Raw genomic sequence first — 15,671 nt, 5'->3', positions numbered from 1 at the left:
AACGGCGCTTTTACCATCCTGAGAGTAGCGTGCGGCTGGCTGGGGCAAGGCTGGTGGTGTGGCAGGGGCATTCAAGCATCTTAAATCCCTGTTTAGATCAGATCGTGGTCCTGCATCTTCTTGCGCAGGGTATTGCGGTTTATGCCAAGTAGTTCGGCCGCACGGGTCTGGTTGCCTTGTGCTTTGTTCAGCACCACTTCCAGCATCGGTTTTTCTACTTTGGCTAAGACCATGTCGTAGATCGCTTGCGGTGCTTCACCATCGAGATCGCGGAAGTACTGCTCCAGCGCATCACGCACGGCAAAGCAAATCTGATCGTTACTCGACATATTCTTGTTTTCCTCTTGGTACATGAACTCAGGCGGTCGTCAGTTCAGGTGTATCTTGATACACCAGTCGCTCGCTTACTTGCGCCAATTGCTTGAAGTAGTTATCCACAGCGGCGAGCTGTGCAGCGGTGCTATCGAGTTGGTACATGGCTTGGCGGAACATATTCGAACCAACAAGGCCGTTGGTGTACCAGGCGATATGCTTGCGGGCTATGCGGCAGCCCGAGTACTCGCCATGAAAAGTGTAGTGATCCTGCAAGTGTTCCATCAGGATCGAATGGATTTCCGCTACCCGCGGCTCAGGGAGTTTTTCACCGGTTTGCAGGAAGTGATCAATCTCGCGGAAGATCCACGGCCTACCTTGGGCTGCGCGGCCGACCATGATTGCATCGGCCCCTGTTGCATCCAGAACCTGCTTGGCTTTCTCGGGGGTGGTGATGTCGCCATTGGCCACCACCGGGATCTTCACGTTCCGTTTTACCTCGGCGATCAGCTCGTAACGTGCTGCGCCTTTATACATGTCTTCGCGCGTACGCCCATGCAGGGCCAGGGCGACAATACCACTGCGTTCCGCAAGCTTGGCAATGCGAAGGATATTTTCCTCACCATTTCTAAAGCCCAAGCGGGTTTTGAGAGTTACCGGGACCTCAACAGCTTGGACAACTGCGTCCAGAATGCGTGCCACCCGATCTTCGTCTTGCAGCAGTGCAGAACCCGCCAATACGTTACATACCTTCTTCGCGGGGCAGCCCATATTGATATCGATGATCTGAGCTCCGGCCGCCACATTATGGCGAGCGGCTTCGGCCATTTGCTGGGGGGCACTGCCGGCAATTTGGACAGCAACGGGGGCCAGCTCACCCTCAAAATTGGCGCGCCGCCGGGTTTTATCACTGCCATAGAGCATGGCATTGGATGTGATCATCTCGCTAACCGCGTGCCCCGCGCCCAGCCGCTTGCAAAGCATGCGAAAAGGCCTGTCGGTGACACCCGCCATGGGTGCTGCGATGAGGCGATTTTTGAGTTGATAGGGGCCGATATGCATAGGGTTTCAGTTCGCGTAGCGACCAAGTCTTAGAATCTGTTAAAAGTCTGCAGCGAACGCCTAATGCTGAGGCGCAGTAAAACATTGAAACGGTTCTTCAGAACTGGCAGTGTCATGCGACGTGTCTCCAGAGCGGGCTGATTGCCCTGATAGAGAGGGCGTACGAGCCGAAGAAAGCAAAGCCGCTGGAGATCGAAAAGATATCGGTGTCCAGCGGCAATTAGGCAGCATTCTACCTGCCGGGGCGGCTTCCGCGAAACCATTTCGCTTAATTTTTGTGCAGGTGGTGATAGCGTAGAAGCAATCATTGTTGCTAAAAGTAGCTAAATGTCGTGATTGACGCGATTTAATGCTGAATTTTGGGGTTTGGTTATTACTTGGCATGCAGTGCCAGCGCTAAAATTTTACCTGCTTGTATTTGCGTCGGCTGGGGTCATCCATTCGGCTCTGTCGCCCATGCCAGCCTATATCTATAGACATTAAAAACTAGAGGAATCATGCGCTACTGCCCTACTTTGCTTTCCCTTGGCTTAATCTCCGTGGCGACCGCTGTACCGTTGCCGCCAGACACACCCGTCAAACCGGTACAGGAAGACTACTTCGGCACGACGGTTAGCGACCCATACCGTTGGCTGGAAGACATGCAAAGCAGCGAATGGAAGCGTTGGTTAAAACAACAAGCCGACTATGCCGAAGGCGTGCTGGCGCAGATTCCGGGCCGAGCCAAATTACAGACCCGCTTGCAGCAGCTGACGGACGCAAGTGCTACTGTGGCGGGTGTAGAGCAAGCGGCAGGACGTAGCTTTTACTTGAAGAGCGAACCCGGTAGAAACGGCCGTCGTTTGTATATGCGCAATGCTCAGGGCGTGGAAAGCCTCTTGCTTGACCCTGATAGTCTGGTCAGCAGTGGCGCGCATTACGCTATCGATTGGTACTCGCCCGCGCCGGATGGGCGGTTGATTGCGGTTGGGGTTTCGCAAGGCGGATCGGAAGACAGCGAGCTGCGCTTGCTTGATTTGCAGACCGGGCAATGGTTGGAGGAAAGAATTGACCGTGCCGGGTTGAATAATCAGCTGGGCTGGTTGCCTGATGGCAAGACATTTTTCTATAACCGCTTGCCGCAAGCGGATACTCAGGGCCAGCGTGAGCGTTACAACAAAAGCGCAGTCTATTTACATCATGTTGGTGAACCGGTTGAGCGTGATGTAGCGGTATTGGGCTGGCAGATCGCCCCTCAACATCATTTTGAGATCGCCGACATCCCCTATGTTTCGGTGGCGAAAGGTGCCAGCTATGCATTGGCCACAGTTCTGCATGGCGATGCGACTGCAAAATCCTATTACATTGCCCCACTCGATAAGATAAGTGGCCCAGATACGACTTGGCGGCGCATTATCAGCCCAGCTGACCAGGTGACGGATGTGGTGCAGCATGGAGAGAAGCTGTACCTGCTTTCCACATTGAATGCACCGCGTGGAAAAGTGCTGGAGTTGGACCCCAATCGCACCGCGGTGGCTAAAGCCAAGGTGTTACTGCCACAAGCTGGCGGGGTGATCCGGCATGTTCAACCAGCCGCGGATGGCTTGTATGTCAAACGTAGCGATGGTGGTATCGACCAGCTGCTTAAGGTGGCTTACGTTGGCAAAGCCAAGGTATTGAAATTACCTGTCAAAGGTACATTGCGTGAATTGAGTGCAGATACTGAATCACGCGGTGCGTTGTTCAAGTTGGAAGACCTGACAACAGCTCCTCAGTATTATTCCTTTGATGGCAAGGTCCTGACAGGTAAGACGCTGATGTCACCATCGACAGTGAGTTTTACCGATGCTGTATCGGAGCGGGTAATGGTCAAGAGCCACGATGGTGTGCAGGTACCGATGACTATTCTTATGCCGCGCGGCATGAAGCGTAACGGCAGCAACCCAGCCATTGTGTGGGGCTATGGCGCCTACGGTATGACGATGGAAGCGCGCTTCAACCCACAGAACAAAGCCTGGTTGGAGCAAGGTGGCCTAATGGCTACTTGCCATGTGCGTGGTGGTGGGGAATATGGTGAGACTTGGCATAGAGCGGGTTATATCCAGACTAAGGCTAATACGGCACTTGATCTGGTTGCGTGCGCGGACTACCTCGTTAAGCAAGGCTATACCTCTCCCGCCAAGTTGGCCGGTCAGGGCCGAAGTGCAGGCGGCATCACGATTGGTGGGGCTATCACAGCACGCCCCGATTTGTTTACGGCAGCCAATAGCGCGGTAGGTATCAGCGACATGCTGCGTATGGAATTGACCCCAAATGGCCCACCTAATGTCGCTGAGTTTGGTACGGTAACCCGCAAGACAGATTTCCGTGTGATGTTGAATAACAGCCCCTACCACCGGATCAAGGATGGTGTGGCGTACCCTGCCGTGATTGTGACAACCGGGGCCAATGACCCGCGTGTCGATGCGTGGATGCCTGCCAAGCTGACGGCCCGCTTGCAAGCCGCTAGCAGCAGCGACAAGCCGGTGATTCTACGTGTGGATTACGATGGCGGGCACGGTATGGGTTCGACTAAGGCGCAACAAGTGGCTGAGACAGCGGATGTTTGGGGTTTCTTCCTATGGCGCATGGGTGTGCCAGGCTTCCAGCCGGTTAATTAGGGGCAGCATCAAACAAAACGCCACTAGCTAGTGGCGTTTTGTATTGCTTTCCGAGCACCCAATTGTGCCCACATGCTGAGCAAAATAGCCTGTGCAGTCGCTAGATCAACCAGAAAAGCGTAAAAAGTCCACCGAAAAATGCCCATTTCAATGCGTAGTACTGAAAATGACTGCGTGCTTTAACGCGCTTACCCCATAGCCGGACCTGCTGAACATAGGCAAAAGCCTTGTTGATACCGCCAGTACGGTCCCCTTCCTGGTTGGGTGCTGCCGCTGCAGCAATCAGGTTGCGGCTGATGAAGCGGTTTGCCCAACGTGCGGGCGCAAAGCGAAGGGGACGTTCGATATCGCAGAACAGGATGATGCGATTTTGATCGGTCCGGTTTTCGGCGAAATGCAGGTAGGTTTCATCGAACATCACGGCTTCACCATCCCGCCAGCTATAGGGTTGGCCATCGACATCGATAAAGCAACGGTCATCGTTCGGTGTGGTCAAGCCAAGGTGATAACGCAAGGAACCCGCAAAAGGGTCGCGATGGCGCACCAAAGTGGCACCCGGTGGCAGTGCCGCGAACATGGCTGCCTTTACACTGGGGATGTCCTTTAGCAATGCGGTGGTGACTGGGCAAAGCGTGGCGGCAGAGGGGTGTGCTTCGTCGTACCACTTCAGGTAAAAGCGTTTCCAACCTGTCTTGAAGAACGAATTGAAACCGGCATCGTTATAGGTATCGGACGCTTTGATATCGCCGGAGCCGTAAAGCTTTTCACCTTCCACGCGAATAGCCTGCCAGTTGTCTTGCAGCGCCTTGAGTTCAGTGAACTGCTCGACAGGGATATAAGGCGTGCTTGGCACCCGCGAGAACAGATACATGAAACAGTTGATCGGCGCCATAAACGTTGAATGGTCGCTGAGCTGACGCCAAAATCCCAGCCGCACTTTACCGCGCAGGTGGATGTGGATGGTTGCGCCAACAAAAGCCAGGAAGATGGCGATTTTGAGCAAAAGCATGGGGATTCCTTGCTTGGCAGGGATACTTATCGCGCACTGACTCTGTGTAACTGAAGGGGCTGGGTATGTTGCTGCTAGGCAGCGGGTTTCAGCGATGAAGCGATGCGCGAGTGGGTATACATACCAATTTATTTCAACGAGTCACTGCGTAGGGATAACAGCGCCTAGTTACAGAGGTAGAGGTAATTGTATTGCGGGTGCGTAATGATGGATTGCATTGCAGCTAACTGCAATTATTTAGTACCGATAGGCGGTGAAGTTTTAGTTTGAGTTGCCCCGCTGCAACTGCTGGCATTGGCTACGTGCTGGTTTAAAGCCGGCCATCAACGCTGCCAACAAGGCTTGTGCGGCATTGCTGTTGTCGCGGCCAAAATTGCATACATAAACATCCAATGTAACGGCAGTTCGTTCGGGCCAAGTGTGGATAGCCAGGTGACTTTCTGCCAGCAACACAACACCGGTTATGCCGCCTGGGCCATCTGGAAGAGGGGGAAAGCAGTGCCAACGTTCACCCACGGCCTGTAGGCCTGCTTTGGCAACCTCATGTCGGCACAGGTCAGCCAATGCGGACTCATCGACCAGCAGGGTATGGTTGGCACAGTCGTATAGATCTGCGGTGAGATGCAAACCATTCATGCTTTTCTCCCTGGTTTGTCCAACAACCAGCGTGCGGCGTGGACGCCCCAGTAGTTCGCTTCCTCGGCCAATGAAAAACCGGAAAGGTCGCTATGCGCCAGTATCACCCGTTTGCTGGGCTTGCGTAGTACCGGCAACGCATTCCCACTCATTAACGCAGGTGTCGGGCGGACCATCGCATGCCCCCAACGCCAAACGTCGAGTTGCAGGCACTCGCTGGCAATTTCAGGGTGAACGCGACCCAGGTCGGCCAGAATCTGTCGCCCCCAGAATTCACGTGGTTGTTGCTGTAAAGCCGAGCGGGCAGTCGCTGGGCGGTATTCCGATAGCGGCCGATAATAGCTGATGACGGTGGCGTGTGTGTCCAGGCTGATATCTTGATGGCGGGCATGTACGTAGCCAAGTCCCTGGGCTTGGTAAAACACGTTGTCCCAACTCAACGGTGCATGCTGTCCACTTGGTTCGCTAGGTTGTTGCGGCAGCGTGAGGTTGGCCACGATCCATGGGGCATAGCTGATCTGGCTGATTGCGCTGCGCCAATCAGTAGGTAGCCCTGGCCAGATGTGCGGTAAGAAGCCCAATTGCCCTGCCCAGACCAATCTATCGGCCAGATAACGCACGCTGCGTTGTTCTCGCGGAAGATAGGTATCCACAGCCAACCCATTTGCCAGCTCCTCGATGTGCCAGACCAAAGCGCGGGTCTGTAAGCGGGAACCCAGCTGTTGCGCCATTCTCTGGGTTATCCATGCATTACCTTCCGGCCAGGTCAGCACTTCATCGGGCTCGGCATTGGCGGCTTCTCCGTGCCGACCGGCGAAATAGTGCAAACCTGCCCAAGCAGAAGTCTGCGTATAGTCGGTGCCGAAGTCATCGCGGCAACCATAGTTCACCCACCAATGCAGACTTGGGGCGGTATAGCCGTTGGCTAACAACCAGTCACGCATGCTGATGCGGGCTTCGTCAGCGGGGATGGTGCTGCCACGTGCGCTTGGTATGGTGAAGCGACGGGCGCCATTTATGCCCCGTTCGGCTTTCAAGCCGGATACTTGTGCGATGAAGCGTTGCTGTTGGGTTTGCTCGGCGGTGGAAACACCAAATTGGGGTAGCAGACCCTCCTGCCAGCGACCATTGATATACAGTCGCTCCTGTGGGCTGTTGCACAGGTAGCGTTCTTCGTATTTGGGCTTCGGTGCTGCTGGGTCGCCACGCAGTGCACCCAACTCGGCGAGTAGTAAACGTACTTCGGTAGCATCCTCGCCAGGAATAGGCAGGTAGTGTGCTCCCCATGGGTAGGCCGACACCCGGTTTCGGCCGGAGCGGGCATTGCCGCCGGCCTCATCTTCCAGCTCCAATATGGTGAAGTTTTCTTCGCCGTGCCGCTGCAACCACCAGCCGCAACTAAGACCCGCCATACCCGCGCCGACAACTAGCGCACCGACACGGCGGGTTTCAGTGGCGGTGGGTAGTGGCTTTCGGTCTCGCAGATGATGGCCAAGTTTCAAGTTGGGGCCGAGTAACTGGCCCGGAGGCATGGGGTCGGCTGACTGATGCTTGCAAGCCAAGAGCCCCAGGCTGCCTGCTGCGGCGAGGAAAGTACGCCGTTTCAACGTTGTACCCGCTTCCATTCCTGCTCGAACGTCCGTACCAACACTTGGTTGTTCAGGCGATTGATATCAGTTGGTACTCTCGCCATATCGGCGGGGAAATCGAATAGATGGCTTACTGTGGTGGGGGTCAGAAAACGTAAGCCCGTAGGCAGCGTGGTGGGCGGTGTATAAGGTTCGCGACCAACTAGCACATAGCCCCATTCGCCAAAGCTGGGTACCAACGTGTGATAGGGCTGGGTGTGTAGGCCCACACTCTCCACGGTATTCACCACCGTCCAGTAAGACTGGCGTGCGTAAAGTGGTGATGTGGTCTGGATGACAGCACGGCCGCGCACATTGAGGCTGCGTTCCAGCAATCGGTAGAAGCTATTGGTATAGAGCTTGCCTACGGCGTAATTACTGGGGTCTGGAAAATCGACCACCACGAAGTCGAAGCGCTCTTCAGTCTCCTGCAACCATTTGAAGGCATCGGTAGTGACAATGCGTAGGCGTGAGGCATTGAGCGCGTCCCCATTCAGCTTGCGCAAGGCGGGGTGGGTTTGGAACAGCAGCGGCATGGCTGGATCGAGTTCAACCAAAGTGACTTGCTGGACGTACGGATACTTAAGAATTTCGCGTACCGCCATACCATCTCCGCCCCCCAGCACCAGCACACGGCGCGCCCATGGCATCGCTGCAAGGCCAGGGTGGACCAATGCTTCGTGGTAACGATATTCGTCGCGTGAGGAAAACTGCAGATTGTTGTTCAGAAACAGCCGCCAGTCGTCTTTCCAGCGGGTGAGTACGATACGTTGGTAGGGAGTGCTTTCCGTCAGCACGATATGGTCTTCGTACAAGGCATTTTCTGCCACGCTGCTCAGCCGTTCTGCGCCGGCAAAACCACCAGCAAGAAGTAACAACACGATGCCGCCTTGCGCCCAAAGCAACTTGCGTTGATTGAGTTCAGTACGGAACAACCACAACGTCCACAATGCCACGGCAGCATTTAAAAGACCAAACAGCAAGGCGGTACGAACCATGCCCAATTTAGGTGCAAGCCATAGTGGAAATAACAGTGACACTGCGAGCGCGCCGAGGTAATCCACACTGAGCACCTGACTTACCAATTCCTTGAATTGCAGCTTGGGTTCTAAAAGCCGCATGACGAGTGGGATTTCCAAGCCCACCATGGTACCAATCACAAATACCAGTAGATACAACACCAGCAGGAACGGACCGCTGATCCAGGCGAATGCCCAGAACAACATGGCAGCCGAGAAACCGCCAATCAGGCCGACGCCCAGTTCCACCCGGATAAAGGTGGCAGCCAGGTTATTGTGCACATGGCGCGATAGCCATGAACCCACCCCCATGGCAAACAGATAAACACCAATCACTGTGGAAAACTGGGTGACCGAATCGCCAATCAGGTAGCTCGAGAGGGCTGCCGCAACCAACTCGTAAGCCAAGCCGCAGGCAGCAACGACGAAAACCGAAAACAAAAGAATATGGGGCATGTCACCAGTACAAGCAGGAAAGCGCCGCAGGCCTGCCTGCAGTCGGGTATTCGCCGAGGGATTGATAGGCTGTAAATGCGCCTAATGAATTGCGGAGGCGACGATAATGGCAATGCCAAGGCACATGGCTGCGACGACTGTGGCGAGTGCTTGGTTGCGTTCCTCGATAATACTTTTCCAAAGATCATGGGGTGTCAGCTTGTCGATGATGATGAAGCTCACCCAGAAAACGATTACCCCGAGCAGGGAATAAATCAACGAGGCCAAGAGAAAGTCGAGCTTGAGCAATTCCATATTTTTCAGACTCCGCGTTGGATTAGGCTACTTGTGATAGGTACGGCCGCCTACACCGCCGGTGGCACTGCTACGGCCTTCCCGCTCACCACCATCGGCAAACATGGAATAACCACGATATTGGCCCCAGCTGAACAGCAGTGAGGCAAGTAAGCAGCTGACGATATAGGTCTTGAACATCATTCACCTTTAGGGTGGTCGCTGTCAGCCCAGCGTTCAGTTTCGAAGCTATTGGACCGCAGCCAGCAGAAAAGTGGGATGATCAGAATGACGACAAGCAGTATCCAGAAATTGGACCAGACGGGTACATCCTGTATCAACGCTACGCGATTAACCAGGGGCTGCGGCTGCGGGTCGGCTTCTATCTCCATTTCCAGCAGGTACTCACCACCCGGTACGTCGTTCAGCATCGCTTCGTCGCCATTATTTCCCTCGTACCAGCTGCCATCGCTGTCTACCCCATGGTAATAGCTGACCTCCCTACCAAGCCGGATGGTTTCGCCCGTTTTGGTATTGGTAAGCGCAAGGTCGGCATAGAACCAACGATTATCCAGGTTGCTGGATTGGTGGATGACGAGGTTACGGTCTCCTGGCGGTATCTGAAAGGGCTTACTGGTGTAGGTTGCCTTATTGGTGTCAAAGGTCTCGGCATTGATGGTGAATTCGTCCTGCCAGATGACCTTGTGTTTTGACGCCATCGTAAAACCCATCTGCAATAAGATGGCGATAAGCAGGAATGCTGCCATCGCCATGTAGTACAGACGGCTTTCACCATAAGGCGACGGCTGGTTGGGCGCTATACCTTCAGGTTCAGGCAAGGGTTTGGGCGGATTGAATGCTAGGGCAACCTTTTCTGCCGTGATGTATTCGGCCAAAGTCCAGGTTTGTTCGGTTTTGCTTTGCTCGCGCGATAGCAAGTAAGGTGGTGCAATGTAATCATCGAACTTGATGTGCTGGCCTATCTTCACCTGCCAGTTGAATTCGCCAACCACCTGTTTCACTTGTGCTTCACTGTGCTCGAAATGACGGTAAGTACGTTTCATATACGTTACCCGGGTGCTGCTGCTCTCCATTTCGGGCTGGCGTACGGTGGGCCGGGCGAAATTCCAGTGGCCGCTGCTACAGGTAAGCCACGCGTAGCCGGCGTCATCGCTATGCAGCAGGTATTCATCCCATGAATAGTCGATGTCCTCGACTTTTGTGCTGCGGCGTAGAAAACCCAATATCGCATAGGTTTTACCCTGTAGCTTCCCTGTTGCACCGATGGGTATCAGTGGGGCTTCAAGTGCTGCACGGGCCTTACTAAGAATTTTCAGTTCAGGGCTGTCTGGGTCGATGACTGCACCGCAGTGATGGCAACCCACAGCATGTATTTCGCCATTGCGTGCCGTAAGTGGCGCGCCGCAGCTGGTGCACTTGAAGTTGCGAGCGGCAACCCGCTTTGGTTTAACAAGTTCATTGGGCGCTGCTTTGTCGAGCAGATCAGCCAGCTCCAGCGCTTCCCCAATGTAGGCTCTGGGGGGTGTCTCGCTGTAATCAAGGCTGGCAAAGCCCTTTTCCGAACGCAGATCGACTGAAGGTGTGGCATTGCCTGGCGTGGGTTTAAATGGCAACTCGCCTTCAGCTGCCACGCATTCGGCGTTTTCAATATTGGTGACGGTATACGCTTGGCCGTCTAGCTTTGCCTGCATGCCAACTTGGAAGTCGTCGACAGAAGGCAGCGTGGTCTTTAGCGCACGCTCGAAAGTCACATAGCAAAGCCCGGAGCCTTCAGACAGCCATCCGAGCCGGCCATCGTCGAACCGGGCATACCACTCATTCCAGAAGCCTTCGGCATAGCGAAGCTGCAAGCGGCCAATTAACTCGAACCCGGCATTGCCATAGCGACCCCGCCAACGCATCTTGAACGGGCTGCGGTCCTCGGCCAGCACGGCCATCTTGCCCAGGTTATCCAGGTCCACATCACGCCGTACCAATGTACTACGGCAATGGCCACATACCGCCATCACAGAAGCAGCGGAATGGAATTCAACCTGGGCACCACAAGAAGGGCAAGGAGCGGCGTACATGACGATAGAATATCAATAATTCATGGCAGACTATCACAAGCAGTTGGAGAGGCAAGCCAACTCATATGCAACGTATCGTGCAGCATTCCACGCAGGCGGTATCGGGCTTTTCGATGCCCTTCAGAGAAAAATCCTGAGGAAGTATAGAGAGCGATGGCTGCAACGTTGGCGGCAAAGCACTCCAATTCGATACGGTTCACTATGGGGTGCACTCGTACCCAATCCATAGCGGCTTGTAATAGGCGGCGACCTACCCCTTGCCCACGCAGACTGGCTGCAATATGCAGATCAAGTGTGACGATATGTTGGTTAGCCTCTAGCTGGCCGCCACGAAGCTTACAGCTACCCACAATGTGTTCACCGGCATAGGCCAACATCCAATAGCTATTGTTTTCTGTTGCACTGGCGGTTAATTGTTTGGCCAGTGCCGTCTGGCCAGGGCATTCGGACTCGGTTAGCGGAATCCAGGCATTGGGTTCGGTGAAAACGGAAAAGAAAAACGCCGATAAGTTATCGGCGTCTTCCGGTGTGGCAGGGCGAAATTGGATTTCACCCATGGTTCAACCGAGTTTGCGTTTCAAGATTTCGTTGACCTGAGCAGGGTTGGCCTTGCCTTTGCTGGCTTTCATGCACTGGCCGACGAGTGCATTGAAGGCTTTCTCCTTGCCCGACTTGTACTCATCCACCATGGCTTGGTTGTCTGCCAGTACGCCATCGATGATGGCTTCGACCGCGCCAGCATCGCTTTCCTGCTTGAGGCCATCGCGCTCGATAATCGTATCGGCGGCATTGCCCGATTCCCACATCTTCTTCAGCACATCCTTGGCGGTCTTGTTGTTGATGGTGCTGTCCATCACCCGCTTGATGAGCTGGGCCAGGGCCTCGGCCGAAACCGGGGTCTCGCTGATGCCCTTTTCTTCACGGTTGAGTGTGGCGGCGACTTCACCGGTAATCCAGTTGCTTGCCAGCTTGGCATCGGCACCAGCCGCAACAGTGGCTTCGAAGTAGGCGGCCAGGTCTTTGCCGGCAGTCAGCGTTACCGAGTCGTATACCGATAAACCGTATTGCGACTGAAAACGTGCTTGCATCGCTTCCGGCAGTTCCGGCAGCTCGGACTTGACGCGCTCAATCCAATCTTCGCCAATGACGAGTGGTGGCAGATCAGGGTCGGGGAAGTAGCGGTAGTCATGTGCGTCTTCCTTGCTACGCATCATGCGGGTTTCGCCAGTCTCTGGATCGAACAATACGGTGGCCTGTTGAATCTTCTCGCCGTCTTCAATCTGCTCAATCTGCCACTGGGTTTCGTACTTGATCGCCTGCTCTATGAACTTGAAGCTGTTCAGGTTCTTGATTTCGCGCCGGGTACCGAATTCCTTCTGGCCCTTCGGTCGAACCGAAACGTTGACGTCGCAGCGGAAGGAACCCTCCTGCATATTGCCATCGCAGATACCGATCCAAGTGACGATGCTGTGCAAAGCCTTGGCATAGGCCACGGCTTCTGCAGCAGAACGCATTTCGGGCTCGGACACGATCTCCAGCAGCGGCGTCCCAGCTCTGTTCAGGTCGATGCCGCTCATGCCGTGGAAGTCTTCGTGTACCGACTTGCCGGCATCTTCCTCCAGGTGAGCGCGCGTGAGGTTGATACGTTTTTCCTCGTCGCCCACACGTATGGTGATGGCACCGCCTTCAACCACTGGCAGCTCGAATTGGCTGATCTGGTAGCCCTTGGGTAAATCCGGGTAGAAGTAATTCTTACGGGCAAATATCGACTTGCGGTTGATCTTGCTGCCGATGGCCAGCCCGAACTGGATGGCTTTTTCCACCGCAGCCTTGTTCATTACCGGCAGCGCACCAGGTAGCGCGATATCGACTACCGCTGTCTGGGTATTGGGTTCTGCGCCAAACGCTGTGCTGGCGGACGAGAAGATTTTCGATTGGGTTGAGAGCTGGGTGTGCACTTCCAGCCCGATGACAACTTCCCATTGCATTGTGTCTATCCTTTTTAAAAGCGGTTGAGCCGTGGTGTTTCAACCGCTTTTACAATGTCGGTGCTTTTGTATGCCAGTCGGTAACCTGCTGGAACTGGTGGGCTGCGTTCAGTAGCTTCGCCTCGGCAAAGTAATTGCCAATCAGCTGCAAACCAACCGGCCGGCCATTGCTGCCAAAACCGATGGGGTGCGCCAATGCGGGCAAGCCCGCTAGGTTGACGCCCAAGGTGTAGATATCGGCCAGATAGTTGGCGACCGGGTCGTTGCTCTTCTCTCCGATATTCCAGGCAACGGTGGGGGCGGCTGGCGCGGCAATCACGTCGCACTGGTCAAAGCCCTTGAGGAAATCCTCGGTCAACAGGCGGCGTACCTTCTGTGCCTTCAGGTAATAGGCATCGTAATAACCATGGCTTAGCACATAGGTACCAGTCAGTATGCGGCGTTTGGTTTCCCAGCCGAATCCTTCTGCGCGTGAACGCTCGTACATATCGTTCAGGTCGCTGTATTCGGCAGCGCGGAGGCCATAGCGTACGCCATCGAATCGGCTCAGGTTGCTTGAGGCTTCGGCTGGGGCGATGACGTAATAGGAAGGAATAGCCAACTCGGTTCGCGGCAGGCTGATCTCGACGACTTCCGCACCAAGCTTTTTGTACTCAGCAAGTGCAGCCTCAATGCTGGCAGCAACATCACCGGCCAAGCCCGCGCCAAAATATTCTTTGGGCAGGCCGATGCGCAGTCCTTTTAGCGGCTGGTTCAAGTCGCGTGTGTAATCTTCCTTTGCCAGTTCCAGACTGGTTGAGTCGCGTACATCGTGGCCAGCCATGACGTTGAGCAATAACGCGCAGTCTTCAGCAGTTTGGGCGATGGGGCCGCCCTGGTCCAGACTGGAGGCATAGGCCACCATGCCGTAACGGCTCACCACGCCATAGGTGGGCTTGAGGCCTGTTACGCCACAGAAGGCCGCCGGTTGGCGAATGGAACCACCGGTATCGGTTGCGGTAGCGGCGGGAGCAAGACGTGCAGCCACGGCAGCGGCAGAGCCACCCGAGCTTCCACCGGGTACCGCGTTCAGGTCCCAAGGGTTTTTCACCGGGCCAAAGGCTGAGTTCTCGTTACTCGAACCCATGGCGAATTCGTCCATATTGGCGCGGCCCAGTGTAACAAGGCCCGCAGCCTTGCATTGCGTCACCACGTGAGCGTCGTAAGGCGCCACAAAGTTTTCCAACATCTTCGAACCGCAGGTCGTTTTCCAGCCTTCAGCACAGAAAATGTCTTTATGTGCGATGGGGACGCCAGTCAACGGGCCAGCCTGGCCTTTGGCGCGTGCATCATCGGCCACTTTGGCCATTGCCAGCGTCTTGCTGCGGTCGATGGTGAGAAAGGCATTCAATGCGCCATTGGCGGCTGCAATCTTGCCCAGGTAATCGGTAGCCAGCTCCGTGGCAGAGGTCTTGCCTGTAGCGAGCAAGTCGGCAGCTTGTTTCAGGGTATGAGTCATGGCTTTTCTACGTATTCCATCCCACGTTCGACCAGGTCGATCAGGATGTGGATAACCTTGATATGGATTTCCTGGATGCGGTCGGCATAGCCAAAATGCGGCACGGTAATTTCCACGTCGCCTTGGCCTTTCAGCTGGCCACCATCTTTGCCCAGCAACAGAATGACCTGCATGCCACGGGCACGCGCAGCTTCTACGCCGCGCAGAATGTTCTTTGAATTGCCACTGGTGCTGATGCCGACAAATACGTCGCCTGCCTGTCCTATGCCCTCGATAAAACGGGAGAAGACAAACTCGAAGCCGTAGTCGTTGCCGACGCAACTCAGATGGGAGGGGTCGGATACGGCAATGGCGCCCATGGCAGGACGGTTATCGCGGTAGCGGCCGGTGAGCTCTTCAGCAAAATGCATGGCGTCGCAGTGCGAACCGCCGTTACCAGCCGAGATGACCTTGTGACCGGCTTTGAACGCTGCGACCAGTGTATCGGCCGCTTTTTCCACCGATGCGATGAATTCGCTGTCGTTCAGCACGCGCTCAAGCAGCGCGTGGCTCTCGCGCAGAGTGGTTTGGATATGCGCAGCGCGGCTCATTCGATCACCTTCGGGACCAGATAGAGGCCGTTTTCCACTGCTGGCGCGATGGCTTGAAACTTGTCGCGCAAGTTTGGTTCTGTCGCTACATCGTTACGTAGACGCAACGCTACATCACGGGCGTGGCTCATTGGCTCGACGCCTGTGGTATCAATTGCTTGCAGTTGTTCGATCAGGCCCAAGATGCCGTTAAGCTGGCGGCCCACTTCGGTGACTTCCTCGTCGGATACCCGCAAGCGGGCCAGACGGGCAATGCGGCGCACATCGGCGTCGGTGAGGGACATGGGATAACCCTTCCAAAACTTAATTCTAACGAGCTAGCCTGAGCAGGCCGCTTTCAAGGTCGGTGTGCTTGGAAGCGGTATACCGGCCGGACTGATGGAGACAGATTTAATACGCGGAGTCTTATTCCGTTTCAGTGCTTTAGGGTAACATACCGGGTTTATTGCGCCCAAGCCTTGGGGAAACGCG

Annotated in this window: 15 protein-coding genes; 1 reads left to right on the top strand and 14 read right to left on the bottom strand. The window is 55.1% G+C overall.

Annotated elements, in window-relative coordinates:
* Positions 1-92: 92 nt before the first annotated feature.
* Positions 93-329: a helix-turn-helix domain-containing protein gene (locus CSQ89_RS04685; protein ID WP_099405028.1), complete on the bottom strand. Its 237-nt coding sequence runs from the start codon at positions 327-329 to the stop codon at positions 93-95.
* A gap of 28 nt (positions 330-357) precedes the next feature.
* The gene (dusB, locus tag CSQ89_RS04680) at positions 358-1,374 is read right to left on the bottom strand and encodes a tRNA dihydrouridine synthase DusB (RefSeq protein ID WP_099405027.1); all 1,017 of its coding nucleotides are present in this window, start codon (positions 1,372-1,374) and stop codon (positions 358-360) included.
* 539 nt (positions 1,375-1,913) lie between these two features.
* On the opposite strand from dusB, the gene CSQ89_RS04675 reads away from it, so the two are divergent.
* Entirely contained in the window at positions 1,914-4,013 is a 2,100-nt protein-coding gene (locus CSQ89_RS04675; RefSeq protein WP_186293317.1) for a prolyl oligopeptidase family serine peptidase, read from the top strand.
* 100 nt (positions 4,014-4,113) lie between these two features.
* On the opposite strand, the gene lpxO is transcribed toward CSQ89_RS04675, so the two are convergent.
* The 12 genes from lpxO to gatC form a co-directional block, all read right to left on the bottom strand.
* The gene (gene lpxO / locus CSQ89_RS04670) at positions 4,114-5,022 is read right to left on the bottom strand and encodes a lipid A hydroxylase LpxO (RefSeq protein WP_099405025.1); all 909 of its coding nucleotides are present in this window, start codon (positions 5,020-5,022) and stop codon (positions 4,114-4,116) included.
* A 261-nt stretch (positions 5,023-5,283) separates the two neighbouring features.
* Positions 5,284-5,658 carry an adenosylmethionine decarboxylase gene (speD, locus tag CSQ89_RS04665; RefSeq protein WP_099405024.1) on the bottom strand — a complete coding sequence of 125 codons (375 nt, stop codon included), beginning with the start codon at positions 5,656-5,658 and terminating at the stop codon, positions 5,284-5,286.
* The gene (locus CSQ89_RS04660; RefSeq protein ID WP_099405023.1) at positions 5,655-7,283 is read right to left on the bottom strand and encodes an NAD(P)/FAD-dependent oxidoreductase; all 1,629 of its coding nucleotides are present in this window, start codon (positions 7,281-7,283) and stop codon (positions 5,655-5,657) included. The genes speD and CSQ89_RS04660 overlap by 4 nt, the downstream gene beginning before the upstream one ends.
* Positions 7,262-8,761, bottom strand: a complete 1,500-nt coding sequence (locus tag CSQ89_RS04655) for a polyamine aminopropyltransferase (protein WP_099405022.1) — start codon at positions 8,759-8,761, stop codon at positions 7,262-7,264. Before CSQ89_RS04655 ends, CSQ89_RS04660 begins: the two co-directional genes overlap by 22 nt.
* Positions 8,762-8,842: 81 nt before the next feature.
* Positions 8,843-9,055 (bottom strand): DUF350 domain-containing protein, encoded by a 213-nt coding sequence (locus CSQ89_RS04650; RefSeq protein ID WP_099405021.1) that lies wholly within the window; start codon positions 9,053-9,055, stop codon positions 8,843-8,845.
* A gap of 27 nt (positions 9,056-9,082) precedes the next feature.
* On the bottom strand, positions 9,083-9,238 hold the full coding sequence (locus CSQ89_RS22385) for a hypothetical protein (RefSeq protein ID WP_158228904.1): 156 nt from the start codon (positions 9,236-9,238) through the stop codon (positions 9,083-9,085).
* A complete protein-coding gene (locus tag CSQ89_RS04645; RefSeq protein WP_099405020.1) occupies positions 9,235-11,124 on the bottom strand; it encodes a DUF4178 domain-containing protein in 1,890 nt (629 codons plus the stop codon). Before CSQ89_RS04645 ends, CSQ89_RS22385 begins: the two co-directional genes overlap by 4 nt.
* 20 nt (positions 11,125-11,144) lie before the next feature.
* The gene (locus CSQ89_RS04640; protein WP_099405019.1) at positions 11,145-11,681 is read right to left on the bottom strand and encodes a GNAT family N-acetyltransferase; all 537 of its coding nucleotides are present in this window, start codon (positions 11,679-11,681) and stop codon (positions 11,145-11,147) included.
* Positions 11,682-11,684: 3 nt separating this feature from the next.
* On the bottom strand, positions 11,685-13,112 hold the full coding sequence (gene gatB / locus CSQ89_RS04635) for an Asp-tRNA(Asn)/Glu-tRNA(Gln) amidotransferase subunit GatB (RefSeq protein ID WP_099405018.1): 1,428 nt from the start codon (positions 13,110-13,112) through the stop codon (positions 11,685-11,687).
* Positions 13,113-13,161: 49 nt separating this feature from the next.
* Positions 13,162-14,610: an Asp-tRNA(Asn)/Glu-tRNA(Gln) amidotransferase subunit GatA gene (gene gatA / locus CSQ89_RS04630; protein ID WP_099405017.1), complete on the bottom strand. Its 1,449-nt coding sequence runs from the start codon at positions 14,608-14,610 to the stop codon at positions 13,162-13,164.
* Positions 14,607-15,200, bottom strand: a complete 594-nt coding sequence (gene lpcA / locus CSQ89_RS04625; RefSeq protein ID WP_099405016.1) for a D-sedoheptulose 7-phosphate isomerase — start codon at positions 15,198-15,200, stop codon at positions 14,607-14,609. The genes gatA and lpcA overlap by 4 nt, the downstream gene beginning before the upstream one ends.
* Positions 15,197-15,484 carry an Asp-tRNA(Asn)/Glu-tRNA(Gln) amidotransferase subunit GatC gene (gene gatC / locus CSQ89_RS04620; RefSeq protein ID WP_099405015.1) on the bottom strand — a complete coding sequence of 96 codons (288 nt, stop codon included), beginning with the start codon at positions 15,482-15,484 and terminating at the stop codon, positions 15,197-15,199. Before gatC ends, lpcA begins: the two co-directional genes overlap by 4 nt.
* Positions 15,485-15,671 lie beyond the last annotated feature (187 nt).

It is taken from the genome of Chitinimonas sp. BJB300 (assembly GCF_002735695.1).
GTDB lineage: Bacteria > Pseudomonadota > Gammaproteobacteria > Burkholderiales > Chitinimonadaceae > Chitinimonas.
The sequence above is the reverse complement of the archived record's forward strand: the minus strand, read 5'-3'. Positions and strand labels throughout refer to the sequence as shown.